Source organism: Hymenobacter cheonanensis (assembly GCF_030581075.1).
Classification (GTDB): domain Bacteria; phylum Bacteroidota; class Bacteroidia; order Cytophagales; family Hymenobacteraceae; genus Hymenobacter.
The window spans coordinates 71494-96188 of record NZ_JAUQSW010000007.1 but is presented as its reverse complement, the minus strand read 5'-3'; the positions used below and the strand labels follow the sequence as shown (position 1 = coordinate 96188).

Sequence of the window (24695 nt, the reverse complement as noted above, 5' to 3'; positions counted from 1 at the left end):
TCCCAAACTCGCCCAGGCTCCCCCTCCCCCGCAGGGGAGGGGGCCGGGGGGTGGGGCTGCACACATGGGCAACATCACCGGCTTCAAAGAATACCCGCGCACCGCGCCGCCCAAAGCGGCCCCGACCGAGCGCGTGGCGCACTACCAGGAATTTATCGGCCTCTACCCCGAGCCGGAGCTGCACAAGCAATCGGCCCGCTGCATGAACTGCGGCGTACCCTTCTGTCACTCAGGCTGCCCGCTGGGCAATATCATCCCCGAATTCAACGAGGCGGTATACCGGCAGGACTGGCGCGAGGCCTACGATATCCTCTCGTCGACCAATAATTTCCCGGAGTTTACCGGCCGCATCTGCCCGGCGCCGTGCGAGTCGGCGTGCGTGCTGAGCATCCACAGCGCGCCGGTGGCCATTGAGGAAATCGAGAAGCACATCATCGAAATTGCCTTCCAGAAAGGCTACGTGCAGCCCACCGCGCCGGTGCTGAAAACCGGCAAGCAGGTGGCCGTGGTAGGCTCGGGCCCGGCGGGGCTAGCGGTGGCGGCGCAGCTCACCAAGGCCGGCCACACCGTCACGGTGTTCGAGCGCGACCCGCATCCCGGCGGACTGCTGCGCTACGGTGTGCCCGATTTCAAGCTCGAAAAATGGGTGATTGAGCGCCGCATCAAGCTGCTCGAAGAAACCGGCGTGACCTTCCGCTGCAACACCGAAATCGGCCGCGACCTCTCGGCCGACGAGCTGCGGCTAGCCTTCGACGCGGTGGTGCTGGCGGGCGGCGCCTCGGCCCCGCGCGAGCTTAGCCTGCCCGGCCGCGAGCTAAAAGGCATTCACTACGCCATGGAATACCTCACGCAGCAAAACCGCCGCGTGAGCGACACGCCCGTGGACAGCGAGCACATTCTGGCCGATGGTCTCGACGTGGTGGTGATTGGCAGCGGCGACACGGGCTCCGACTGTGTAGGCACCGCCAACCGCCAGCAGGCCAAGTCAGTAGCGCAGTTTGCCATGATGCACCAGCCTGGCGAAGAGCGCCCGGCCCATACGCCCTGGCCGCTCTACCCCACTGTGTTTCGCACCAGCAGCTCGCACGAAGAGGGCTGCCAGCGCTACTGGGGCGTGAACACAAAAGCCTACCTCGGCAACGAAAATGGGGAAGTGCGTGCCCTGCTCGTGAGCGACGTAACCTGGGAAACCGACGACCTGGGCCGCCGCATCCGCTTCGAGGAAATACCCGGTTCCGACCGCGAAATCCCGTGCCAGTTGGTACTACTAGCCCTCGGCTTCACCGGCCCGGCCAACGCGGGCCTGCTCGGCCAGCTAGGCGTAAATCTGGATGAGCGCGGCAACGTGCACGCCCCCGAAACCACCTACCACACCAACATGCCCGGCGTATTCGTGGCCGGCGACATGCGCCGCGGCCAGTCGCTGGTCGTGTGGGCCATCTCAGAAGGCCGCGAAGCGGCCCGGCAAATTGATATGTATTTGATGGGTAAGACCAGCCTGCCGAGCAAGAACGCGGTGGGGATGTTTGGGTAAGGGGTTTGGGAATTGAGGTAAAAAAGAAGCCTTGGAAGCCGTTGCGTCCAGGGCTTCTTCTTTTATCTTAATCTTTTTGATTTTCTAAGTAGCTGCAAATCAACTTTGCCGTATTAGCTATATACTCGTTGTTCACTTGCTCAAAAGAACGAAAAAGACTCTTATCTCTCAAAAGCTTTTGCTGAATCTCTTTCTCCCATTCTACTAACTCATTAGGAACAGTAAAATATTCTTTACTTGTGCACAAAGCAAAGGCTGCGAATATATCAAGTACTTCTGCTCTTATCTTATCACTCAGCTTCACAAGGCTAGTCTTGAGTATTTCATATGAAGGTAGGGCAGCATCTGCCATATTTACTCCTTGGTGGCATATAGAACACCAAAGTTGATGAGTTGCTTCTAAAGCCACATCTTCATTAGCACAAAAAATATTTTTGAGGTAATAAGGAACAGAATTTTCTGCATTTCCATAAGCAGTATGGAATTGCGACCAGTTTACTTTACTCAGTTCTTCAATAATTGCATCGTCAATAAGCTCAGCACATATTTGAGGCTTAAGCACATCTAGCTTCCCTTCTTCTCTCTTGGCGTTATCTTTTTTAGCAAAAAAATCGAATACTGACATCTTATGTATTTTTAAAATTTTATACCATCTGTTCCGTTCATTCAATTTACGCCGATTCCACTTAGCAACCACATTTGCTTTGTATAAAATAAGTTTAGAGCTTTTCAAATATAGCGCAGGCTACTGTTACTAACGCTCAGTAGTAGAGATTAAATTGTTTCCTTACCCAGCCCTACCCCACAAAACAGCCCCACCAAATGCGCTAGCCCCTCCGGCGCGTGCAAAGCGGCCGTTTGCTCCATCGTATCCTGGGCTACGGCGGAGGCGCGCTGCCGCATGTGCTGTTCGTAGTGGGCAATGGCGGCTTGCAGGTTGGGAAACTGCGCGCTGGTCAGGCAGTTGCTTAGCTCCAGGGCGTCGAGCATGGCCATGTTTACGCCTTCGCCGGCATAGGGCGGCATGAGGTGGGCGGCGTCGCCGAGCAAGGTGCTATTGGGTTGGGCGGGCCAGGTTTGGGTGAGCGGCATGCAGTATTGCGGGCGGGGCATGCAGGCAGCGGGCACAGCGGCAAACAGCTCTTCCCAGAGGCTAGCCCACCCGGCAGACTCCTGCCGGAACCACGCTTGTAACTGGGCCGCGTGCTGGAAATCGAGGCCGCTGGCCTGGGGCCAGGTTTCGGGGGCTTTGAAGCCGAGGTAGAAGTTCAGGCTATTGTCGCCTTTGGCGCTTACTACCAGCGTTTTTTCGTCGCCTAGGGCGAAGATTTTGCCGCCTTGCAGCAGCTGGCTCACGCGGGGCGCGTGCTGGGCCGCGTCGTATACGGCGCCTTCTACTACCATAACGCCCGAGTAGAACGGCCGGATGGGCGTCACTAGGGGGCGAATTTTGGAATTGGCCCCGTCGGCCCCGATGAGGATATCGGCCAGGGCAGTGGTGCCGTTGGCGAAAGCTAGCTGCCAACTGGTGCCGTGCGGCATTACTGCTAGCAGGTGGCTGTCCCAAACCACGGTGCCGGGCTGCAGGGAATCGAGCAGCAGGTCGCGTAGCGGGCCGCGGTCGATTTCGGGGCGAAAATGCTCGTCGCCGAAGGTGGCGTTTTGGGTTTCGGCGTGTTCGTCGAGCACGATAGTGGCGTGCTGGTCGGTGATGCGCAGGTGGTCGGCACCGGGGCGGTAGTGCTTTTTAAAAGCATCGAGCAGGCCGGCGGCGCGCAGGGCGGCCAGGCCCGATTCGTGGTGCAGGTCGAGGGTGCCGCCCTGCACGCGCTCGTGGCGATTGAGGTCGCGCTCGTATACCTGCACGGTGGCGCCGCTTTGCTGGAGCAGGCGGGCTAGGGTGAGGCCGCCGGGGCCGCCGCCGATGATGGCAATTTTCTTATCCTGAAGTAGCATGGCTGAATAGTGGTGGAGATTCAGCACAAAATTATTTTTTTGGCAACGCGGATAATTGTATAAATCGGTCGTCTTGGTTGCGGACTAATTCTTTGGGCGCCACGCCGGCGTATTTCTTGATTTCGCGGATGAAATGCGCCTGGTCGGCGAAGTGCGCCTCGGGAAAAAGCTTGCCTGATTTGAGGTCAGGCAAAGCGGCCCGAAACCGGAGAATATTGCAGTAGGCTTTGAGTGACAGGCCGAACTGCTGCTGAAAATACCGGTTGATTTGGCGGCTGCTCCAGGCGGCCGCGTCGGCGTAGGCCTCGACGGTGCGGGTGCCGCTGGTGGCGTAAAGGAGGTTGAAAAGCTTGCGCTTGCGGCTATCAACTTCGGCCGGCAGCAGCTGCTGGATTTGCGCGGCTGCTTTCGCGCAAAAGCCTGCGAAGTCGGTCAGGTCAGCGGCGCTCATGCCCAGGTAGTCAGGGGGTAGGTAGCAGGCATGCTGCGGCAAGTCGGCCAGCCGAACTGGCAGGACATAATCGGCCGCGAGCAGCTTCCAGCCAATGGCGAAGGTGCTGGTGTGGGGCAGAATAACCTGGGCTTCGGGCTGGGTATCGAGGCCTAGCAGCAGCACGTTGTAGGGCTCGGTGGCCGAGTAGGTAAAGAAAGTATCGACCCGGCCATCGGGCACGATAACGACGGGCTGCGCCACACCGGAGGGATTGGCGAGCTGCCAGAAGCTCTCGACGTACTCGGCCAGGGCCGGAGGCGGGGCCTGGGTTTGAAATACGAGGTCTTGAAAAGCCATAGTACTAGGAGTGGCGCGAACTCTACAAGCGAACGCAGGGCGCAAGTAGAGGCGCTCGCTCGCAGACGCAAGATGCTGGCGGGCGGGCTGGCGGCTTCTGCACTACTCACCCCGGCAGCCCAATCGTGTACGAGCCCGTGTAGCCGCCCGTGGCCGCATTGGGCACTACGTGAAAGAGCGCCTGAGCCAGCGTAGTGGGCGTTTCGCTGAAAACCATATCGGCCGCGTTGCGCCGAACGGAAGTGTTCGTACCGTGCTTACTGTAAGGTGCCTGGGCATATACGGCGGCATTTATACCGTCGGGAAGGGCTAGCTGGCTGGTGAGCACTTTCTGCTTGCCGATATACACCTCAAAATGCACGTGCGTGATGCGCCCCTCGTACCAGCCGGGATAAATGCTCTCGAACGTGGCCTGGCCGTGGGCATCGGTGCGCTGAATGCCGCGGCAAAACGTCTGGCTGGTAAAATCGCGCGTGCCGAGATAGCCAAGCTCTTTGTATTCGGAGTAATAGCCATCGGCATCGCAGTGCCACACATCGATGCGGGCATCCGGGATGGCCGCGCAGCCCTGCCGGGTATTGACGAGGGTAAAGGTGAACTGGAACGGCAGGCCGGGCCGGCTTTCGTGGATAACGCGGCGCGTCATGGCGCCCTGGCCGCTTAGGTCGTAAGGGTACGGGCCGCCCGTCAGCTCGGGGGTAGCGAGGCAGGTGCTGCCATCGGCCGCGTGGCCCACCGGGCCTGGCTTGCTGGCGTGGTGCGGCGGAGGGGGCGGCGGGCCGCCCTGCCAACCGGGCGGGGGCCCACCGGGAGGGGGCGGCCCGCCGGGCCCACCGGGCGGCGGGCCTGGGCGCCCCGCTAGGCGGGCACTATCGGCCGGGGCCGAGCCAGTGGCGGCCGACTGGCCGCTTTCGGAAGAACAACCCAGCTGCTGCAGCAACAGCGGCGCCACGGCCGAACCCAGGGCAATGCGACGGATAAACTCTTTGCGAAGCATGAGGCTACAAAACGGCCAGCCTGGCAGTGAGCGGCTAGCGGCACAAAATGCTGGCCGGCGCCTACTTGCCCTGCCCACAATCGGCCGCGCCGAGCACCTTGCCGACCAGCCGCCATAATTAGCCGATTTGCTGCGGTTGTGGCGGGCTAGCCCCTGCTACAGCTGCTTGCGCAGCAGCAGGCCGCTGTACGAGTAGCCATTCACATTCACGCCTTGCAGCGGCACCAGCGAGAGGCCGCGGCGGCCGGCTGCCTTATGCAGCTGCGGCACCACCACGCCCATAGTAGCGCCCACGGCGTAGCCCACAAGGTTGTCGGAGAGAAAATGCTTGCCGGCCTCGATGCGGGTGTAGGCCACCACGGCCGGCAGCAGGGCGGCCGCCGTCCACACGTAGGGCTGGGCGCGCGAGTTGGGGTTGAAGTCGTGAAACACCTTGGCCGCGAAGAAGGTAGCGGCCGCCGTGTGCGCCGTGTGGCCGGCAAAAAACGAGTTGGTGGCAATGTGGCCGTTGCGCAGGTCGCCGCCCTCGGAGCCGTAGAGGTAAGGCCGGTAGCGCGGAATATTGCCAATGGCCGTGGTGAAAAAGGCATCGGCCGCCGCAATGGTTTCGATGTAGAGCACTACCACTTGCCCGTAGCGGCCACGGGCGGCGGGGTTGAGGGCTAGCAAACCGGGCGCGATAACCAGCGTGGGGTAGCACAACAGGTCGCCGGCCGTCTGGAAATTTTTGCTATAATACCCGGCCGAAAAGCGGTCGAAGGACGGAATATTATCCTTGTTGAGCGCCGCCAGCTCGGCGTCGGTCAAGCCATCGCGCTGCATCGAGCGGTAGATGCCAAAGCCGCTAACGGCACCCTCGGCCACTATAACGGGCGCCTCCACGGCAAAGCGAGTTTGGTAGGGCGACGGCGCCTGCTGCGCGGCGGCCGGACAAGCCGCCACTAGGCTGAGCGAGCTAGCTAAAATCGGGGCGAAAAACTGCTTCATAGAGCTGGAAGAAAGCTGCTCAAACGCAGGGACTAGGGCCAAGGTTAAGCCCCAAGCCGCTTTAATAAACCTACAGAATTTCAGCTACTTTTCTTCAGATTCTCGCCCAGTCAGTACGCCCGCACCTACTGCCCAAAGATGCGCCGAGCCTACCCCTAATACTTACGCGCCAGCGGGTTGAAACCCAGCAGCTCCTCCCCCGCCAGCGCCGCCGCTACGGCCTGGTACACGGGCTCCAGGGCGAGCCGCGACATGCCCAGGGCTCGCACCAGCAGCACATGGGGGCGCGCCTGCGTCACGGCTACCACGTGCGGGCGCCCGGCCAGGCTGGCGTGCAGCTCGGTTTGGCCGGGCGGCGGTAATTGGCGCAGCGCCGCCGCCAGGCGCTGATACGGCACGCCGCCCGGCGGCCCCACGAGGTAAAGCGACAGCGCCGATTGATACGGCCCAAACGTGGCCTGCGAAGCAGCCAGATGCCCGGCGGGCTGCAGGGCAAAGCGGTCGAGCAGGGCTAGCCGGCCCGCCACGCTCACGCGCAGCTCGGTGGCAAACGAAGTGAAGGCAAACTTTTCGCCCAGGTCGGTGCGGCCGGCGTGCCACCAGTCGGCCAGCAGCAGGGTAGCGCTTTCGGCCAGGTGCCAGTGCTGCGCCTGGTGGTAGCGGCTGGCGGCCTGGGGCACCAGCGGGTCGGGCAGCACCACGGCCAGGGCCTGGCCGGCCACGTGACCTTCGGTAAGCTGCTCGGCCCGGCTACCATCTATCGACTTGAAGATGCGGGTATTGGCCTGGGTAGTAAGCAGCAGGCGGCTGCCCGCTTCGCAGCGCACCCGCAGCCGAATGCTGTCGCCGGCCACCAGGCCGCCGCCGTAGCTGGCCAGCACGGCGTGGCAGGCGGGGCTAGCCGGCGCCGTAGGGTTGATGATTTTGAGGGGCTGAACACTGTGGCTAGCCACCAGCCGCGACTGCTGCCGCACCTGGGCCACGGCCAGCTCGCTCCACGCGGGGTCGGTTTCGGGCATGGGGCAAAGTAACGCCCGCCGCCAGGTTGGCACCTACGTAAAGGTGCGCAGCCGCCAGCTAGCCCTACCTGGCCAGCCAGGGGTTAGTCGACCTTGCGCAGCTCGTCGGGGGCAAAGAGGCGGGCCAGTTTGCGCTTGCGCTCTACCAGTTGAAAGGTGGCGCGGTCCTGGCTTTCGCTCCAGAAGATATCGGAAATCAGGCCCCGGTGGGCGGGCTGGCCAGGCACGGGCCGTACCTCCTCCACCAGGTCGCCAAAGCCGAAGGAAGGCTTGTTGTAGAGTTCTTTAAACAGCTCGCCGCGCACCAGAAACTGCTGCTCGTCGTAGCGCAGGGTTATCCACTCGCTGTCATCGTCGAGGTCGCTCACTTTCTCAAAGACTTTGCCCACCGGCTCCAGTATCTCAAACGAGCGCCGGTTGGCGGGGTGCAGGTAGCGGTAGCCATACTCGGGCGACCAAGCATACAAACCAAAAATAACGGGACGCGGACGGGGCATAAAGGGGCAGGTTAGCGGCAGCCGCCGCCACGGTAAAACCCCAAACCTACGGCCAAGGTTGCCGCCGCCCGGGCAGAAACGGCCGGCTGGGGCCGAAAACTTGGCCCGCCCGCCCAAGTGCCGCTTGCCAGTATTTCGAAGCGCCGCACCGGGCGCAACAGCCAGGCCGGGCCCCGGCAGTTGCGGCCCGCTGCCCCGCTCAACCCCTAAATAACTGGTATACTTTAGGTTGTTTTTTATATTATTAGCATATTTTATTTAGCTTTACAGCTAAGTAGCATTACTTTTTTCTTTTACATATAAACATGTATTCCTTAAAAATCTATGGACGAAAAACTTACGCAACTGCTTCTTAGCGCCGGGCGCCGGCTGGGGGGCGCCGCTTTGCTCCTATTGCTGCCCCTGCTGGGCTGGGGGCAGGCTAGCCCGCTGGTTATCAGCCAGCTTTATGGCGGCGGCGGCAACAGTGGTGCGCCGCTCAAATACGACTATGTCGAGCTGTTCAACCGAAGCGCCGGCCCGGTATCGCTCGGGAGCTACTCGCTGGCTTACTTCACGGCTAGCTCTACGGCCGCAACCGGCACCACCTACGCCCTGGCTACGGCCGTGGTACCCGCCGGCGGCTACTACCTGGTGCAGCTGGCGGGCGGCACAAACGGCGCCGACCTACCCAGGGCCGACCAGACTATTACCAGCATTGCGATGAGTGCGACCGCCGGCCGGCTCGATTTGCTGGCCGCCGGGGCCCTGGCCGACCGCGTGGGGTATGGCAGCACGGCTGCTACCTACAAAGGCAGCGGCGCGGCCCCGGCGCCTTCGGCCACCACGGCCTTATTCCGGGTGCTGGGCGGCTGCACCGATGTCGGCAACAACGCGACGGACTTCGTGACGGGCGCGCCCGCCCCGCGCAACGCCGGGGCAGCCGGCAACCTCTGCAACGGGCCGGCGCCTACCATCACCGGCTTCACGCCTGCGAGCGGGCCGGTGGGGGCTAGCGTCAGCATCAGCGGCACGGGCTTTACGAGCAGCACGGCGGTGACCTTCAATGGCACGGCGGCTACGGTGGTGACTTTTGTGAGCCCCACTACGCTCACGGCTGTGGTACCGGGCAGCGCTACCAGTGGCCCGGTAGCCGTGACTACGGCTACCGGCACGGCTGCTTCGGCCACCGACTTCACCGTTACCGTGCCGGTTATCACGGCTAGCCCCGCCACGCTCACGGGCCTGGTGGCTACGCAAGGCGCGGCGTCGGCCGCCCAATCGTACCAGGTCAGCGGCAGCTCGCTCGATGGCACTACCTTGCTCATCAAGCCCTCGAATGCCAGCTTTGAGGTATCGCTCAATGGCCTCAGCTACGGCGCCACGGCCAGCTTGGCCCTGAGCGGCAGTGCAACCCTGGCGCCCACGCCGGTATACGTGCGGGTGGCAAGCGGCCTGGCCGTGGGCGCCCTGGCGGGCAGCATAGCCAACACCAATGGCCCCACTACCACCAGCGTGGCCGTGAGCGGGGCGGTGGTAGCCCCCCTGGCACCCAGGCGCTGGACGGGCGCCGCCAGCACTACCTCGTGGTTTGACGCGGCCAACTGGGAGGGTGGCACCACGCCCGGCCCCGGCGACGATGTGGTGCTCGACCACCGCTACGTGGGGGGCAAGTACACCGTGGTGCTCGGAAATAGCCCTGGCACGGCAGCCGCCACGGTGGCCTCGCTGCGCCTGCGGCCTTTGGGTGGAGACTCCATCCTGCTCAGCATTCCAAACACCAACCTGCTGCCCGCCACCACCGGCGACAGCCCGGCCCTGACCCTGACGCGCAGCCTGAGCGGCGACACGGCGCTATACGTGGGCAACCGGGCTTTTTTCACCAATGCCTCGGGTGCGCCGGCCGGCATGAGCAATGCCGTGCTGGAAGTGGCGGGCACCAACCCAACCGTTTTTCTGCTGAATGGTGGTAGCTACCGCCACCAAACGGTGCGTAGCGTGGCATCGCTGGTTGAGAACCTATCAGCCGGGTCAGGCACTGAGACTGGTAATTTCTACTACCGGGTGCCTCAAGCCAGCTACACCACCATCACGGCGGGCCGCACCTACGGCAACCTTATCTTCCAGCGCGGCAGCACCAATGCCGGGGTCAGCTCCTACACCACCAGCGGCAATTCGCCGCTCACCATTAATGGCTCGCTCACTATTGAGAATAACGTGGCGTTCGCAGCCGCGCTGCTCGCCAACATTGTGCTGCGCGGCAACCTGCAAAACACGGGCAATTTCCGGTTTGCCCCCAACAACACGGGCACTACGGCCCGCCTGATACTACAAGGCACTGCGCCGCAGCTCATTACCGGCACTGCCTTGTCCGACCCCGGCGCAGGTACCGACTCCTATTTGAGCGCGGCCGTGCAACTGGAAATAGCCAACCCCGCGGGTGCCACCCTGCGCACGCCCGTTGCCGTGGGCAACACCCTGGTGCTCACCAGCGGCCTACTCACTACCGATGCGGCTAGCCCCCTCACGCTCGCGGCCACGGCCACGGTGCAGGGCGGCACCGATGCCAGCTTTGTGAATGGCCCCGTGCGGCGGCCCATCGGGCCGGTTTCGAGCGCTACGGCTTTTGTGTTTCCGGTGGGCAAGGGCGCGGCCTACCGCCCGCTTACCCTCACCATCAGTACCCAAACAAGCACTACTGTGTACCGGGCCGAGCAGTTTGAGGGCAACGCCGCCCGCACCCTGGCTAGCCCCGACCCGAGCGGCACCAGCCTCACCCGCGTGAGCCGGGCGCGCTACTTTACCCTCACGCCATTCAGCCCCGATGCCATGCCGGTAGTGACCCAGCCGCTAGGCTTCGCGGGCACCGTAACCCTGAGCTACGGGGCCGATGATGGGGTAAGCACGCCCGCTGCCACCTCGCTGGCAGTGGCCAAGCGCGCCGATGCCACCCAGCCCTGGGCCAACGCCGGCCGCCGGGGCTACGCGGGCACAGCCAGCGCGGGCACCGTTACCTCGGATAACATCTTGTCGTTCTCTGACTTCGCGCTGGGCAGCACCGACCCGGCCGCCACTCCCAACCCGCTGCCCGTGCAGCTGGCCGCCTTCACGGCCGCCCGGCAGCCGGGTGGCCCGGTGGCCCTGGCCTGGGTTACCGCCTCGGAAGTAAACAGCGCCCGCTTCGAGCTGGAGCGCAGCCCCGATGGGCACACGTTTGCCCTGCTGGCCACCGTGCCCGCCCAGGGCACTTCGGCCATCGCCCACACCTACGCCCGCCGCGACGAAGGGGCACCCGCCGGGCCGCTCTACTACCGCCTGCGGCTGGTCGATGCCGATGGCACCGCGGCCTACTCGCCCGTGGCCGTGGTGGCGGGCAGCGCGCCCGATGGCCTGCTGCTAGCCCCCAACCCCGCCCACGACTACCTGCATTTCCAGGCTATGCTGCCCACGGCCTATACGGTGCGCTCGGTGCTGGGCCAGGCTTTGCTGAGTGGCACAGTGCCTAGCGGACCAGCTACGGTAGGGGTGGCCGGGCTGCCGGCGGGCATGTATTTTCTGGAGCTGCGCACCCCAACCGAACGGGTAGTGCAGCGCTTTGCGAAAGAATAGCCCCCCTAACGTTAAGCCCTGAAATTTAGCTGGTATGGCAATGGCTCCCGCGGCAAACCCGCGGGAGCCATTGTCTTATCGGCGGGCACCAGCCCGGCTTTTGCCAGCCGGGTTAGCGCCCGCTGATATCCTAATTGGGTTAGCGCCGTAAAAGCGGGTCTAGTTGCTTGCCGCGCCAATGAGGCTCATCAGTAAGAGCCCGCGCGGCGGCTTTTTTTTATGTCTATACCTACCCTTCCCCACGCTAAGTCTGCTACTAAAAAAGCTTCTTCAGCCACTCCCAAAACCGCTTCGGGTGCTTCGGCCGCAGCCGATGCCCCCCCTACCAAGCCCGCCGGTGCCGCGCCCGTGCGCGATGGCTTCGGGGCGCTGCCCCACGCCCAGGGCACCACCTTTCGGGTGTGGGCACCGGCCGCCAGCGCCGTGTCGGTTATCGGCACCTTCAATAACTGGGACAAAAATGCCAGCCCCCTGCACGCCGAAGAAGGCGGCAACTGGGCCGCTGACCTGCCCGGCGTAAAAGCCGGCGACGGCTACAAGTTTGCCCTTACCACGCCCGCCGGCGAGCTTACCCGCAACGACCCCTACGCCCGCGCCGTCACCAACTCGGCCGGCCACTCGCTGGTGTTCGACCCCTATGATTTTGATTGGGAAGGCGATAATTTTCAGATGCCGGCCTGGAATGACCTCATTATCTATGAGCTGCACATCGGCACCTTCAACGTGAAGGAAGCCGGCCACCCCGGCACGTTTCGCGATGTGATTGAGCGGCTGGGCTACCTGCAGGGGCTGGGCGTGAACTGCATCGAAATTATGCCGGCCACCGAGTTTCCGGGGGCGTATTCGTGGGGCTACAACCCGTCCAACCCATTTGCGCTCGAAAGCGACTACGGCGGGGCTGAGGCGTTTCGCGAGCTGGTGAAGGCTGCCCACCAGCACGGCATTGCCGTGATTCTAGACGTGGTGTACAACCACTTCGGCCCGGGCGACCTCGACCTGTGGCAGTTCGATGGCTGGCAGGAAAACGACGGCGGCGGCATTTACTTCTACAACGACTGGCGCGCCGAAACGCCCTGGGGCCACAACCGCCCCGACTACGGCCGCCCCGAAGTGCGCCGCTACATCCTGGACAATGCCCTGATGTGGCTCGAAGACTACCACTGCGATGGCCTGCGCATGGATGCCATTGCCTTCATCCGCAACGTGCACGGCGAGGAAGACCCCGGCGCCGACCTGCCCGACGGCTGGAGCCTGATGCGCTGGGTGAACGAGGAAATCCACAACCGCCAGCCCTGGAAAATCACCATTGCCGAAGACCTGCGCTCGAACCCCGCCATTACGGGCACGACCGAGCAGGGCGGTGAGGGCTTCTCGGCCCAGTGGTCGGCCTCCTTTATTTACCCCCTGCACGAGGCGCTGACTACCATGGAAGACCGCGACCGCGACATGCACGCCGTGGGCCGGGCCGTGTGTACGGCCTATAATGGCGATGCCTTCCAGCGCGTTATCTACACCGAAAGCCACGACGAAGTGGCCAACGGCAAAAGCCGCCTGCCCGAAGAGATTGGCGGGGGCGATGTCGAAAACTACTTTGCCAAGAAGCGCATGGTGCTAGGGGCCGCGCTTACACTCACGGCGCCCGGCATCCCGATGCTGTTTCAGGGCCAGGAGTTTCTGGCGCCCGGCTCCTTTAACGATACCGAGCCGCTGAATTGGGACTGGGCTGAGGCCCACGCTGGCCTCACCCAGCTCTACCGCGACCTGATAGCCCTGCGGCGCGACCTGCGCGGCGTGACGCCCGGCCTGCGCGGCCAGGGCTGCCACGTCTTCCACGTCAACAACGACGACAAGGTGCTGGCCTTTGCCCGCTGGGACGGCGCCCCCGAAAATGCGACGGTGGTTATCGTCAATTTTGCCAACCAGGCGCGCCAGGGCTACACCCTGGGCCTGCCGGCAGGTGGCGACTGGACGGTGCGCTTCAACTCTGACTGGCACGGCTACGACGAGGCTTTCGCGGATTTTCCTTGCTATGGCACGGCCACCGAGGCCGGCGACTACGATGGCTATCCGCAGCACGCCAGCTTTGACTTGGGGCCGTATGCAGCGGTGATACTTTCTCGCTAGCCGGTACTAGCCCGCGCAAGCTAGCGGCGTAAAAAAGAGGTGGCGCAAGGTCCAGTTTGGATACCTTGCGCCACCTCTTTTTTACGCCGCTAGCTTGCGCGGACTTGGCTTAAACGGGGGCCTGGTCGTAGCGCTCGCCGGCCACGGTGGGCCAGCCGCCCTCAAACATGATTTCGCCCAGCGGCTTGCGGCTGCGGGGGGCAGCTTCGCGTGCCTTCAGTGGGTCGGGCAGGGTGTCGGGGCTGCCGGGGTAGCCGATGGTGAACACCGACACCAGCTCATAGTCGGCCGGAATCTGGAAAGCAGCCCGGGCCGCATCTTGCGAGAAACCGGCCATTTGGTGAATCTGCACCCCTAGCTCTACGCCCTGAATGGCGAGGGTGGCCACGGCCTGGCCCACGTCGTGCTTGGCCCAAGCGTTGGGGTTGCTATCGTGCGAAAACGTGGTTTTGGCTACCGCCAGCGCAATAGCCGAGGCATTTTTAGCCCAGCCTTGATTGAACTCGGCTAGGGTACCCAGAATTTTCTGGAACACCTCGGGGCTGGTGACCTGGCTGCCCACCACAAAGCGCCAGGGCTGCTCGCCAAAGCACGAGGCAGCCGAGCCGGCGGCCGTAAAGAGCTGCTGGAGCACCTCGGCCGCCACGGGCTGGCTGGTGTAGGCGCGGGGGCTGCGGCGCTGGGTAAGCTGGGGCAGAATGGGGTGCTCGGCTGGGAGGACGTTGGTGAGGTCGGACATGAAAAAGAGGGTTTTGACGGCTTTAAAGCCACTGGCCGGGCGTTATGTTTTCGCCCGGCACCGCTGCCCACCGTTTTTTAGCGTAGGAAGTACGCAGTGGCTTGGCTTACCTTGCCGCTCTCTATTCCCCGCCCCTTTCACTCTCGTTATGCAGCCGCAGCCTCACGCGCCCGAAGCTCTGTTCCCCGATTCGTTATTAATAGAAGTAGCCTGGGAAGTATGTAACCAGGTGGGGGGCATCTACACCGTTATCCGCTCGAAGGTGCCGGCCACCATGCCGGCCTGGGGCGGGCGCTACTGCTTGCTAGGGCCTTACTTTCCGCAGCAGGCGCAGGGCGAGTTTGAGGCCTACGACGACGACCAGCTGGCCGGCATGAACGACCCCTACGCCACGGCTGTGCGGGCGCTGCGCGAGCAGGGCATGGATATTTGCCTGGGCGTGTGGCTCGTAACGGGCCGGCCCCGCACGGTGCTCATCAATCCGTTTCAGAAATACAACGAGCTGGCTACGCTGAAAAGCGACCTCTGGCGCGACCATAAAATACCCGCGCCCGACAACGACGACCTGCTGCACCAGGTTATTGCCTTCGGCCACCTGGCTACTCAGTTTGTGGAAATGGTGGCCCGCCAAACGGTAAACCAGTGGAAAGTCATTACCCACTTCCACGAGTGGATGACGGGCGTGGCCATTCCGGAGCTGCGCCGCCGCCAGGTGCCGGTGCACCTGCTCTTTACCACGCACGCCACGCTGCTAGGCCGCTACCTGGCCATGAACGACCCCAATTTCTACGACAATCTGATGCTCGTAGACTGGCGCGCCCAGGCGCGGCACTTCAACATCGAGCCGGCCGTGAGCATGGAGCGCGCCGCCGCCCACGGCAGCCACGTCTTCACCACGGTGAGCGAGCTGACGGTGCGCGAGTGCATCTATCTATTGGATAGAATACCCGATGCGGTGCTGCCCAACGGCCTCAACATTGAGCGCTTCGTGGCCCTGCACGAGTTCCAGAACCTGCACAAGCTCTACAAGGATAAAATCCACGAGTTTGTGATGGCGCACTTTTTTCAGAGCTACGCCTTCGACCTCGACCAGACGATTTACCTCTTCACCTCGGGCCGCTACGAGTACCACAATAAGGGTTTTGACCTGACCCTGGAGGCGCTGGCCCGCCTCAACCACCGCCTGCAGCAAAGTGGGCTGGAAGGCCAGGTAGTGATGTTTTTCATCACCAAGCGGCCTTATACCAGCATCAACCCCCTAGTACTGCAAAGCCGCGCCCAGCTCGAAGAAGTGCGCCAAACCTGCCGCGCCATTGAGGAGCAGGTGGGCGAGCGCCTCTTCTACGCCGCCGCCGCCAGCCAGGACCACCGCCTGCCCGACCTCGACAGCATGGTGGACGACTACTGGAAGCTGCGCTACCGCCGCGGCCTGCAAAGCTGGAAAACCTCGGCCCTGCCTTCCGTCATTACCCATAACCTGGTAAACGACCAAGACGACGATATTCTGAATTTCGTGCGCCGCGCCAATCTGGTGAATAATCAGCACGACCGGGTAAAAATCGTGTACCACCCTGATTTTGTGAGCACTACCTCGCCCCTGTTTGGCATGGACTACGGGCAGTTTGTGCGCGGCTGCCACCTGGGCGTGTTCCCGAGCTATTACGAGCCCTGGGGCTACACCCCGCTCGAGTGCGTGGCCCGCGGCGTGCCGGCCGTGACGAGCGACCTCTCGGGCTTTGGCGACTACGTGCAGAAAAACGTGCCTGAGCACGAGGAAAAAGGCATTTTTGTGGTGCGCCGCCAAGAGCGCAGCTTCGACCAGGCCGCCGAGGAATTGACCGAGATGCTCTGGAACTTCGTGCTGCTCAACCGCCGCGACCGCATCAGCCAGCGCAACCGCGTGGAAAGCTCGGCCGATATATTCGACTGGAAAAACCTGCGTGTGTACTACGACCGCGCCTACGCGCTGGCCCTGGAGCGGCAGTAGCGCACGTCAGTTTAGCTGATTATTTGGCTCAGCGTGGAAGAAGAGAAAAGAGGTTTCTCAGCGTTCTGCTACTTCGTGAGACGCCTCTTCCCTTCTTCAACGCTGGGTCAAAAATGACTCATGCGCCGCCTCATACCTCTCCTCTTGCTTACCACCGCCGGGCTGGCTCACGAGTTCTGGCTGCAGCCGGCCAGCTTTCGGGTGGCGGTAGGCGCGCCCGTGCCGCTAGCCCTGCTGGTGGGCGAAAACTTCGGTGGCCAGCCCTGGGCGCGCCCCACGCGCCGGGTGCGGCGCTTCGTCTGTTTCGGCCCTGGCGCCACCGCCGACTCTACCGACCTGCGCCCCGCCCTGCTCACCGATTCGCTGGCCCCCACGCTGCGGTGCGCCACGCCTGGCACGCACCTGCTAGCCCTCACGAGCCAGCTTGCTTCCATTGAACTGCCCGCCCAGGCCTTCACCGCCTACCTGCGCGAGGAAGGCCTGGGCGAAGCGCTACGCCAACGCCAGGAAGCCGGCGAGGCCGCCACCAAGCCCGGCCGCGAAGCCTATCGCCGCTGTGCCAAGTCGCTGGTGCTGGCCACCCTGGGGCCGCACCTGCCGCCAGCCATGGCCGATACGGCTTTCGGGCGCGTGCTAGGCCTGCCGCTAGAGCTGGTGCCCGAGCAAAACCCCTACCGCCTGCGGCCCGGCGCGGCCCTTACCGTACGGGTGCTACGCCAAGGCCAGCCCGTGCCGGGCGCGCTGGTGCAGGTGTGGCAGGCCAGCCCCCCGGCAGCCAAACCAACCGCGGCCTTGCCGGTTACTCACTTCACTACGCATACCAATGCCCAGGGCCGGCTGCTGTTGCGGGTGCCGGGGCCGGGGCCCTACCTGCTTGCTACTGTGCGCATCGAAAATGCGCCTGCGGCCCTGGCCGCGCGCGCCGACTGGCTTAGCACGTGGGCTTCGCTTACGTTTGGCGGGCCCGCAGCCCCCGCTAAAGCCTACTAGCCGCACCGCCCCAATTAGTTAGCCCTGGCCCTTCGTAACGGTCTGGTTTCGCATTTTCCTTTTTCTTCCTACCTTCGCTTCTCTGCACACAAATCTCATTCTCCCGCCGCGGTTTTATGAAGTACTCCATTGATAAAAAAGAGAGCTACACCGTCATCACCATTGATGAAAAAAAGCTCGATACAACCGTTGCGCCTGACCTCAAATCGGAGTTTGTAAAGCTCAACGCGGAAGGCAGTAACAACCTGATACTCGACCTACAAAACGTAAAATACACCGACTCGTCGGGCCTCAGCAGCATCCTGATTGCGAACCGCCTGTGCAACTCGACCGGCGGCCTGCTGGTGCTCACCGGCCTGCAAGACCACGTGTTGAAGCTCATCACCATCAGCAAGCTGGAGTCGGTGCTGCACATCCTGCCCACCGTGGAGGAAGGCATCGACCGCATCTTTTTGCACGCCATCGAGCGCGACCTGACGGACAAGGAGTAGATTTTTTTAGCGGCTGCCTTCATTCGGCACATAGCCGCTAGCCTGGCGTGCGCTGCTCGTAGGTTCTACGAGCGCCCGCGCCCCGGCTAGCGGCTACGGCTTTTTTACCCGGTCTGCCATTTTCCGGCCGCTGGCCCAGGCTACCGGCTAGGCGCTAACAGCTTGTCATGCAATTTGAGCTTCAGATACTGGGCAGCGGCTCGGCCACCCCGATGGTAGGCCGCCACCCCACCGCCCAGCTACTGGCCGTGGGCGAAGGCCGCTACCTCATCGATTGCGGCGAGGGCACACAGCTGCGGTTGCTGGAGCACCGCCGCCGGCTCAGCTCCATCCGGGTTATTTTTATCTCGCACCTGCACGGCGACCACTATTTCGGGCTATTTGGGCTGCTGAGCACCCTGCACCTGCAAGGCCGCCAGGAGCCCCTCACGGTAGTAGGCCCGCCCGGCCTCGAACTGGTGCTTACTACTCAGGCCCAGCACTCGCAGATGCAGCCGGGTTATAATATCACCTTTGTTCCGGTCGATACCGAGGCCCACGCCGTGGTGTATGAGGATGCCCTGGTGCGGGTGTGGTCGCTGCCCATGCGCCACCGCATTGCGTGCGCCGGCTACTTATTTGAGGAGCAGCCCCGCCGCGATAAGCTCGTGAAGGAGCGCCTGCCCGCCGGCCTCACCCCTAGCGAGCTTAGCCTGCTGGCCAGCGGCCAGGACCTGCCCGCCGACGAAGCTACCGGCCGCCCCGCCCTGGCCCACGCCGCGGTATCGGTGCCCGCCGCCGCGCCGCGCCGCTACGCCTTCTGCTCCGATACGCGCTACCAGCCCGAGCTGGCCGAGTTGGTGCACGGCGTGGATTTACTTTACCACGAGGCTACTTTCCTGGACGACCTGCGCGAGCGGGCGGCCACCACGTTTCATAGTACCGCCCGGCAGGCCGCCCAAATTGCCCAGGCCGCCGATGCTCACCGCCTGCTCATCGGCCACTTTTCGTCGCGCTATAAAGAGCTGGCCTGGCACCTGAAAGAGGCTCAGGCCGTCTTTGCCTGGACCGAGCTGGCCACTGAAGGGCTCGTGGTGAGCGTGTAACTGCTGGCTAGCCGGTGGCGAGCGCAACGAATCAATCGCCCCGATGCAATAGCTCGCACCATATTAGCGCAGCTAACAATTTGTTCTGGTGCGATTGCCGCGCTGCGCTCGCAATGACAAACGACAAGATGGCTACCTACGCCCACAAAAAACAGCAGCTGTACTTAGTGCTAAGCGGCATTTTCCTGGTGAACGCGCTGCTAGCCGAGATTATCGGCGTCAAGATATTTTCGGTTGAAAAGACTTTTGGCCTCAGCGGCAACCTCACGGCGGGAGTGCTGGTGTGGCCGGTGGTGTTTATCTCTACCGACGTTATCAACGAGTACTTTGGGCGCAAGGGCGTGCTGCGCATCACCTTCCTCACGGTGGGGCTCATTTTGTACGCTTTCCTGGTTATTCTGGGTACTACCCGGCTGGTACCGGCCGACTTCTGGCTCGACCTCAACAAGACCGACGCGCTAGGCCGTCCGTTCGACATTGAGTTTGCTTACCAAAGCATTTTCCGGCAGGGGCTGGGCATTATTATCGGTTCGCTCACGGCGTTTATAATTGGGCAGGTGCTCGATGCCAGCGTATTTCAGCTGTTTCGGCGCGTCACGGGCAGCCGCTTTATCTGGCTGCGGGCCACGGGCTCCACGCTCATTTCGCAGCTCGTCGACAGCTTCGTGGTGCTCTACGTGGCATTCTACCTGTTCGGCAACTGGTCGATGACGCAGGTGCTGGCAGTGGCCAGGTTCAATTATTGGTATAAGTTTGCGGCGGCCATTGTGCTTACGCCCGTACTCTACTTGGCGCATTACGCCATCGACCGCTACCTCGGGCCACAGGAAACGGCAGAGTTGCAAGAAGAGGCACTGGTGGATAAAAGTGTGTAATCCTTTTCTTAGTCAACATCTTGCTCATGCTGAGCCGACTACTGCTAATTCTCTGCTGTATAGCGCCATTAATGAGTAATGCTCAGTTTATACCTGGCGCATACATTTTGATGGATAATCCCCAGAAAGTGTATGCAGGTGACCTGAAATACGACAAGTCGACACTCACTGTAAAAGACAAATCAGGCAAGAAAATAACGTATAAAACTGATGAAGTTTATTACGCTAAGACCGCAAATAATCAACGGTATATTTCTACTAGTGGCTTCGAAGCTCTCTCTACTTTTAGCAGCCAAGTCATGGGTAATACGCTGGTTGAATTAGTCGACAGTGGACGAATTTGCCTGATGCGCTACGGGTACATTGTCAGCGGTGGTAGCGGAGGTGGCACTAGCCACTTCATGTATCTTTTGAAGCAAGAAGGAATGCCAAACGCGGTGACAGTTCCTGGTTACGTATGGACTAACCAAGGTAAAAAGTTTTACGAGGCTATTACTCCTTACGCTGCTAACCGCCCCGATTTACAGAAGCTACTGGCTGACCATAGAATTAACGACCGAAATTTAATCGCTTTTTTCCACGCTATTAATTCCGGTCAGCCATTCCCGGCACTTGAGTTAAGAGGCAAAGAAGCAACCCCCAAAAAAGCAGTAAAAGAAATAAAAGAACGCCCGGTGGAAGACCCATTTGGCAATTAATTTATCATAATGTCCCGCATCCTCACCGGCATCCAGAGCACCGGCCGCCCGCACCTGGGCAACCTGCTCGGCGCCATCCTGCCCGCCATCGAGCTGTCAAAAAACCCGGCCAACGAGTCGCTGTATTTCATTGCCGATTTGCACTCGCTTACCACCGTGCGCGACCCTAGCGTGCTGCGTGCCAACACCTACGCCGTAGCCGCCGCGTGGCTGGCCTGCGGCTTCGACACCGAGAAAAACCTGTTCTACCGGCAATCCGACGTGCCGCAGGTAACCGAGCTGACGTGGTACCTGTCGTGCTTTACGCCCTACCCCATGCTGGCCAACGCGCACAGCTTCAAGGACAAGAGCGATAAGCTGTCGGACGTGAACGCCGGCCTTTTCACCTACCCGGTGCTGATGGCGGCCGATATTTTGCTCTACGACGCCGGGGTGGTGCCCGTGGGCAAAGACCAGATTCAGCACCTCGAAATAGCCCGCGACATTGCCAAGGCCTTCAACAATCGCTACGGCGATACCCTCGTGGAGCCCCAGGCCCGCGTGGATGCCGAATTAATGACCGTTCCCGGCCTCGACGGCCAGAAGATGAGCAAGAGCTACGGCAACATCATCGACGTGTTTGCACCCGAGAAGGAGCTGCTTAAAACCGTGCGCAGCATCATCTCGGACAGCACGCCGCTCGAAGCGCCTAAGAACCCCGATACCGACACCACCTTCAAGCTCTACTCGCTGCTGGCTAGCCCCGCCGACACGGCCGCCCTGCGCCAGCGCTACGAGGCCGGTGGCTACGGCTATGGCCACGCCAAGCAGGCGCTGTACGAGCTGATTTTGCAACGCTTCGCCACCGAGCGCGAGCGCTTTAGCTTCTACATGAATAACCTGCCGGAAATTGACGCGCAGCTAGCCCTCGGCGCCCAGCGCGCGCAGGAATACGGCGCGGGCGTGCTGGCCAAGGTGCGCCAACGGGTAGGCTACGGTAGCTAGCTCCCCATCTGTCATTGCGAGCGAAGCGCGGCAATCCTTCCTTTTCGTTGGGCTACTACGCTAGCGTGCAGGAAAGATTGCCGCGCTTCACTTAGTTGCGCTCGCAATGACAGACGACTAGAACTGCTGCTGATTGGTAAAGTTGAAGCCTACTTTGCTGCCGCGACTTACCTGCTGATTTTCGAGCTTTTGCTTGACGCTGATGCGCTGAATCTCGGGCAGCGGCGGGGCGATGAGGTCGTTGTTGACGGCCGCAATCATGGCGCTTTCCACGAACAGGCGCAGCGACTCGGCCGTGACGGTGCTGCGGCTCATGTCGGGGTCGGGCAGCTCGAGCTGCTGCACGCCTTCGAGAAAATAGTGGCTGTCGATGTTGATGAGCAGGCGGCCCAGCAGGTAGCCGGGGTCGTTGAGGCGCTGGTAGCGAATGCTGTCGGCCATAAAGTTGTAGGCCATGATGTGGCCGAAGAAGCGCCGCCGAAAATCGGCTTCGACGTAGGGCGTATTCAGCGGCTCAAAGCTGTCGGGAAACGTGACGATGTTGGAGTGCATCACGAACACCAGCAAATCGCCCGAGAAGCGAATGTGAAACTCCATCTCGTTGACGGGTAGGCACTCGATGCGTACGCTGGCGTCGGCATCGGTGGTTACTTTCTGGGTTAGCTCCAGGCACAGCTGCTGCGACACCTGGCGCAAGAGCGTGAACGCCGCCTGGGTAGCCCGGAAAATAGCCTGCTTGGCGCTGGACTTTTCGCGCAGGCCTTCGGCAATGAGGTGCAGGCGGTCGGGCGGCAGCGCATCGGGCACCTCGGTGGGCTCCACGAGCGGGGCGGCGGGCACTTTCTTGGGGCGAACCGTTTTTTTGCGGGCGGCGGGCGGGCCAGCCGGGGCGGGAGAGGCAGCCGAAGCAGCGGCAGATTTAGCCATAGACAAGTGGATAACGGCGGGAAGACAATCGGGCAGCAAGCTACGCTACTGTGCAGGTACGCAGGCTGCCCCCCGCCTGGTTTTTAGCCCCGGCGGGCCTGGCAGCGGCGTAAAAAGCCAGCCGCCAAGCCGCCTTTCGGGCAAGGCGGTGTCTTTACATGCCCGAGCGGCGCTGAATACCCGCGCAACTAGGCCGCCGCCGTAATTTCAGCCTTTCATTCCTTGATTTCCCAAAACATGATACAGCACACAGCCCGCCAGGCGGGCGTGGCACTAGCCCTGCTGCTAGGCGGCACCACTACCACGTGGGCGCAGTTTGGCCCCGGCACGCAGTGGACCAAAGATGGCTACGGCTACCTCAAAACTGAGAAGGACGCCATTGTGCAGCTCGACGCCCGCAAGCCCGGCCAGTCGCTCACTATTCTCAGCGCGCAGCAGCTTACGCCCGCCGGCGCCACGGCCCCGCTGAAGGTGCGGCGCTTTTCGCTTTCCGATGATGGCAAGCAGGTGCTGCTCAACACGAATACCAAGAAAGTGTGGCGCTACGACACGCGCGGCGACTACTGGGTGTATGACCTGGCCAGCAAGCAATTAACCCAGCTGGGCAAGGGCCGGCCCGAGTCGTCGCTGATGTTTGCCAAGTTCTCGCCCGATGGCAGAAAAGTGGCCTACGTGAGCGAGCACAACCTGTTTGTGGAAAACCTGGCCGACCACCGCATCACGCAGCTCACGCAGGATGGCACCGACCGGCTCATCAACGGCACCTTCGACTGGGTGTATGAGGAGGAGCTGGACTGCCGCGACGGCTTCCGGTGGGCGCCCGATGGCCAGAGCCTCGCCTACTGGCAGCTCGACGCTACCAAGACGCGCAACTATCTGATGCTGAACACTACCGCCCAGCTCTACCCCTACACCGTGCCCGTAGAGTACCCGGTGGTGGGCGAAGACCCTAGCCGCGCCCGCATTGGGGTGGTGGCGGTGGCCGGCGGCGCCACCAAGTGGATGGACATTCCCGGCGATGCCGTGCAGCACTACCTGCCGCGCATGGAGTGGGCCGGCCCCCAGGAGTTGATTGTGCAGCAGCTCAACCGCCGCCAGAACCAGAGCAACATTATCCTGGTGAACGCGGCCAGCGGCGCGGCCCGGCAGCTAGCCACCGAAACCGACAAGGCCTGGGTTGATGCCAAAGATGGCGCCGTGGGCTGGAACTGGATTGAGGGCGGCAAGCGCTTTGTGTGGGCTAGCGAGAAGGACGGCTGGCGCCACCTCTACGCCATCGACCGCAGTGGCAAGGAGCAGCTCCTCACGCCAGGCAACTACGACGTTATCAGCCTCGAAACCATCAGCGAGCCCACGGGTACCATCTACTTCATGGCCTCGCCGGCCAACGCCACCCAGACGTACCTGTATAAAGTGCCGCTGAAAGGGGGCAAGGCCGAGCGCGTAACCCCGGCCGCCCTCACCGGCTCGAACAGCTACGACATCTCGCCCAATGGCAAGCTGGCGCTGCACACCTTCTCCAACACCAGCACTTTCCCGGTGGCCGATGTGGTGAGCCTGCCCGCCCACCAGCGCCTGAGCGGCGGCGAGGTTTCGGAGCAGGCCAAAGCTATGAAGCTGCCCAAAACGGAGTTTTTCCAAGTGAAAACGGCCGATGGCGTGACCCTCGACGGCTGGATGGTGAAGCCCACCAACTTCGACCCTGGCAAGAAATACCCCATCGTGTTCTACGTGTACGGCGAGCCGGCCAGCCAGACCGTGACCGACCGCTTCGGCACCGGCGCCAACCGCCTCTACCACGGCAACATGGCCGATGACGGCTACATCTACGCCTCGCTCGAAAACCGGGGCGCGCCCGCCCCGCGCGGCCGCGAGTTTCGCAAGGCTATTTACCACAACATCGGCGCGCTCAACATCCGCGACCAGGCAATGGGCGCCACGGAGGTGCTGAAAAACAGCTACATCGACACCAGCCGCGTGGCGGTGTGGGGCTGGAGCGGCGGCGGCTCCAGCACGCTCAGCCTGCTGATGCAGTACCCCAAAATCTACAAAACGGGTATTTCCATAGCCGCCGTCGATAACCAGCTCAACTACGACAACATTTACCAGGAGCGCTACATGGGCCTGCTGCCCGAAGACCGGCACTTCTTCGTGGACAACTCGCCCCTGGCCCACGCCAAAAACCTGCGCGGCAACCTGCTGCTCGTGCACGGCACCGGCGACGACAACGTGCACTACAACAACGCCGAGCAGATGATTAATGAGCTGATTAAGTACAACAAAACGTTCCAGCTGATGAGCTACCCCAACCGCACCCACAGCATATCGGAGGGCGAGGGTACCAGCCGCCACCTGGCCAGCATCTACACCAAGTTCCTCCAGCAAAACTGCCCCCCCGGTGGCCGGTAGCCCCGGTTGGCCTTACCA

20 protein-coding genes are annotated in these 24695 nt (G+C 62.1%); 11 read left to right on the top strand and 9 right to left on the bottom strand.

Features of this window, described 5'->3' with window-relative positions; genetic code table 11:
* Positions 1–64 precede the first annotated feature (64 nt).
* Positions 65–1534: a glutamate synthase subunit beta gene (locus Q5H89_RS14375; protein ID WP_305020031.1), complete on the top strand. Its 1470-nt coding sequence runs from the start codon at positions 65–67 to the stop codon at positions 1532–1534.
* A 67-nt stretch (positions 1535–1601) separates the two neighbouring features.
* On the opposite strand, the gene Q5H89_RS14370 is transcribed toward Q5H89_RS14375, so the two are convergent.
* From Q5H89_RS14370 to Q5H89_RS14340, 7 genes are all read right to left on the bottom strand, one after another.
* On the bottom strand, positions 1602–2267 hold the full coding sequence (locus tag Q5H89_RS14370; RefSeq protein WP_305020030.1) for a hypothetical protein: 666 nt from the start codon (positions 2265–2267) through the stop codon (positions 1602–1604).
* Between the two features lie 41 nt (positions 2268–2308).
* The gene (locus Q5H89_RS14365; RefSeq protein WP_305020029.1) at positions 2309–3490 is read right to left on the bottom strand and encodes an FAD-dependent oxidoreductase; all 1182 of its coding nucleotides are present in this window, start codon (positions 3488–3490) and stop codon (positions 2309–2311) included.
* Between the two features lie 31 nt (positions 3491–3521).
* Positions 3522–4280 (bottom strand): helix-turn-helix domain-containing protein, encoded by a 759-nt coding sequence (locus Q5H89_RS14360; RefSeq protein WP_305020028.1) that lies wholly within the window; start codon positions 4278–4280, stop codon positions 3522–3524.
* A 106-nt stretch (positions 4281–4386) separates the two neighbouring features.
* Positions 4387–5277 carry a hypothetical protein gene (locus Q5H89_RS14355; RefSeq protein ID WP_305020027.1) on the bottom strand — a complete coding sequence of 297 codons (891 nt, stop codon included), beginning with the start codon at positions 5275–5277 and terminating at the stop codon, positions 4387–4389.
* A gap of 156 nt (positions 5278–5433) precedes the next feature.
* A complete protein-coding gene (locus Q5H89_RS14350) occupies positions 5434–6264 on the bottom strand; it encodes a phosphatase PAP2 family protein (protein WP_305020026.1) in 831 nt (276 codons plus the stop codon).
* 155 nt (positions 6265–6419) lie between these two features.
* Entirely contained in the window at positions 6420–7283 is an 864-nt protein-coding gene (locus tag Q5H89_RS14345) for an urease accessory protein UreD (protein ID WP_305020025.1), read from the bottom strand.
* A gap of 83 nt (positions 7284–7366) precedes the next feature.
* On the bottom strand, positions 7367–7780 hold the full coding sequence (locus tag Q5H89_RS14340; protein WP_305020024.1) for a DUF6960 family protein: 414 nt from the start codon (positions 7778–7780) through the stop codon (positions 7367–7369).
* A 324-nt stretch (positions 7781–8104) separates the two neighbouring features.
* Here Q5H89_RS14340 and Q5H89_RS14335 point away from each other — a divergent pair, with 324 nt between their 5' ends.
* A complete protein-coding gene (locus tag Q5H89_RS14335; protein ID WP_305020023.1) occupies positions 8105–11368 on the top strand; it encodes a lamin tail domain-containing protein in 3264 nt (1087 codons plus the stop codon).
* A 219-nt stretch (positions 11369–11587) separates the two neighbouring features.
* Positions 11588–13492, top strand: a complete 1905-nt coding sequence (locus Q5H89_RS14330) for an alpha-amylase family glycosyl hydrolase (protein ID WP_305020022.1) — start codon at positions 11588–11590, stop codon at positions 13490–13492.
* A gap of 109 nt (positions 13493–13601) precedes the next feature.
* Here Q5H89_RS14330 and Q5H89_RS14325 read toward each other — a convergent pair whose 3' ends face one another.
* On the bottom strand, positions 13602–14231 hold the full coding sequence (locus Q5H89_RS14325; protein ID WP_305020021.1) for a nitroreductase family protein: 630 nt from the start codon (positions 14229–14231) through the stop codon (positions 13602–13604).
* A 148-nt stretch (positions 14232–14379) separates the two neighbouring features.
* Between Q5H89_RS14325 and Q5H89_RS14320 the strand changes: the two genes are divergently transcribed.
* The 7 genes from Q5H89_RS14320 to trpS all read left to right on the top strand — a co-directional run bounded on the left by Q5H89_RS14320 (position 14380) and on the right by trpS (position 21341).
* Complete coding sequence (locus tag Q5H89_RS14320) at positions 14380–16218, top strand: glycosyltransferase (protein WP_305020015.1); 1839 nt, start codon at positions 14380–14382, stop codon at positions 16216–16218.
* A gap of 144 nt (positions 16219–16362) precedes the next feature.
* Entirely contained in the window at positions 16363–17208 is an 846-nt protein-coding gene (locus Q5H89_RS14315; RefSeq protein WP_305020014.1) for a DUF4198 domain-containing protein, read from the top strand.
* 116 nt (positions 17209–17324) lie between these two features.
* On the top strand, positions 17325–17699 hold the full coding sequence (locus Q5H89_RS14310; protein WP_151089188.1) for an STAS domain-containing protein: 375 nt from the start codon (positions 17325–17327) through the stop codon (positions 17697–17699).
* 167 nt (positions 17700–17866) lie between these two features.
* The gene (locus Q5H89_RS14305; protein WP_305020013.1) at positions 17867–18784 is read left to right on the top strand and encodes a ribonuclease Z; all 918 of its coding nucleotides are present in this window, start codon (positions 17867–17869) and stop codon (positions 18782–18784) included.
* A gap of 113 nt (positions 18785–18897) precedes the next feature.
* Positions 18898–19659 carry a queuosine precursor transporter gene (locus Q5H89_RS14300; RefSeq protein ID WP_305020012.1) on the top strand — a complete coding sequence of 254 codons (762 nt, stop codon included), beginning with the start codon at positions 18898–18900 and terminating at the stop codon, positions 19657–19659.
* A gap of 71 nt (positions 19660–19730) precedes the next feature.
* Positions 19731–20357, top strand: coding sequence for a hypothetical protein (locus Q5H89_RS14295; protein WP_305020011.1), 627 nt, complete (start codon positions 19731–19733; stop codon positions 20355–20357).
* Positions 20358–20366: 9 nt separating this feature from the next.
* A complete protein-coding gene (gene trpS / locus Q5H89_RS14290; protein WP_305020010.1) occupies positions 20367–21341 on the top strand; it encodes a tryptophan--tRNA ligase in 975 nt (324 codons plus the stop codon).
* 117 nt (positions 21342–21458) lie between these two features.
* Here trpS and Q5H89_RS14285 read toward each other — a convergent pair whose 3' ends face one another.
* Positions 21459–22268: a hypothetical protein gene (locus tag Q5H89_RS14285; RefSeq protein WP_305020009.1), complete on the bottom strand. Its 810-nt coding sequence runs from the start codon at positions 22266–22268 to the stop codon at positions 21459–21461.
* A 237-nt stretch (positions 22269–22505) separates the two neighbouring features.
* Here Q5H89_RS14285 and Q5H89_RS14280 point away from each other — a divergent pair, with 237 nt between their 5' ends.
* A complete protein-coding gene (locus tag Q5H89_RS14280; protein WP_305020008.1) occupies positions 22506–24677 on the top strand; it encodes a S9 family peptidase in 2172 nt (723 codons plus the stop codon).
* Positions 24678–24695 lie beyond the last annotated feature (18 nt).

What these genes read in the sequence shown, in the direction of transcription:
- Q5H89_RS14375 (WP_305020031.1), top strand. Translation starts at nt 65, where the DNA reads ATGGGCAACATCACCGGCTTCAAAGAATACCCGCGCACCGCGCCGCCC.
- Q5H89_RS14365 (WP_305020029.1), bottom strand. Translation starts at nt 3,490, where the DNA reads ATGCTACTTCAGGATAAGAAAATTGCCATCATCGGCGGCGGCCCCGGC.
- Q5H89_RS14360 (WP_305020028.1), bottom strand. Translation starts at nt 4,280, where the DNA reads ATGGCTTTTCAAGACCTCGTATTTCAAACCCAGGCCCCGCCTCCGGCC.
- Q5H89_RS14355 (WP_305020027.1), bottom strand. Translation starts at nt 5,277, where the DNA reads ATGCTTCGCAAAGAGTTTATCCGTCGCATTGCCCTGGGTTCGGCCGTG.
- Q5H89_RS14350 (WP_305020026.1), bottom strand. Translation starts at nt 6,264, where the DNA reads ATGAAGCAGTTTTTCGCCCCGATTTTAGCTAGCTCGCTCAGCCTAGTG.
- Q5H89_RS14345 (WP_305020025.1), bottom strand. Translation starts at nt 7,283, where the DNA reads ATGCCCGAAACCGACCCCGCGTGGAGCGAGCTGGCCGTGGCCCAGGTG.
- Q5H89_RS14340 (WP_305020024.1), bottom strand. Translation starts at nt 7,780, where the DNA reads ATGCCCCGTCCGCGTCCCGTTATTTTTGGTTTGTATGCTTGGTCGCCC.
- Q5H89_RS14335 (WP_305020023.1), top strand. Translation starts at nt 8,105, where the DNA reads ATGGACGAAAAACTTACGCAACTGCTTCTTAGCGCCGGGCGCCGGCTG.
- Q5H89_RS14330 (WP_305020022.1), top strand. Translation starts at nt 11,588, where the DNA reads ATGTCTATACCTACCCTTCCCCACGCTAAGTCTGCTACTAAAAAAGCT.
- Q5H89_RS14325 (WP_305020021.1), bottom strand. Translation starts at nt 14,231, where the DNA reads ATGTCCGACCTCACCAACGTCCTCCCAGCCGAGCACCCCATTCTGCCC.
- Q5H89_RS14320 (WP_305020015.1), top strand. Translation starts at nt 14,380, where the DNA reads ATGCAGCCGCAGCCTCACGCGCCCGAAGCTCTGTTCCCCGATTCGTTA.
- Q5H89_RS14310 (WP_151089188.1), top strand. Translation starts at nt 17,325, where the DNA reads ATGAAGTACTCCATTGATAAAAAAGAGAGCTACACCGTCATCACCATT.
- Q5H89_RS14305 (WP_305020013.1), top strand. Translation starts at nt 17,867, where the DNA reads ATGCAATTTGAGCTTCAGATACTGGGCAGCGGCTCGGCCACCCCGATG.
- Q5H89_RS14300 (WP_305020012.1), top strand. Translation starts at nt 18,898, where the DNA reads ATGACAAACGACAAGATGGCTACCTACGCCCACAAAAAACAGCAGCTG.
- Q5H89_RS14295 (WP_305020011.1), top strand. Translation starts at nt 19,731, where the DNA reads ATGAGTAATGCTCAGTTTATACCTGGCGCATACATTTTGATGGATAAT.
- trpS (WP_305020010.1), top strand. Translation starts at nt 20,367, where the DNA reads ATGTCCCGCATCCTCACCGGCATCCAGAGCACCGGCCGCCCGCACCTG.
- Q5H89_RS14285 (WP_305020009.1), bottom strand. Translation starts at nt 22,268, where the DNA reads ATGGCTAAATCTGCCGCTGCTTCGGCTGCCTCTCCCGCCCCGGCTGGC.
- Q5H89_RS14280 (WP_305020008.1), top strand. Translation starts at nt 22,506, where the DNA reads ATGATACAGCACACAGCCCGCCAGGCGGGCGTGGCACTAGCCCTGCTG.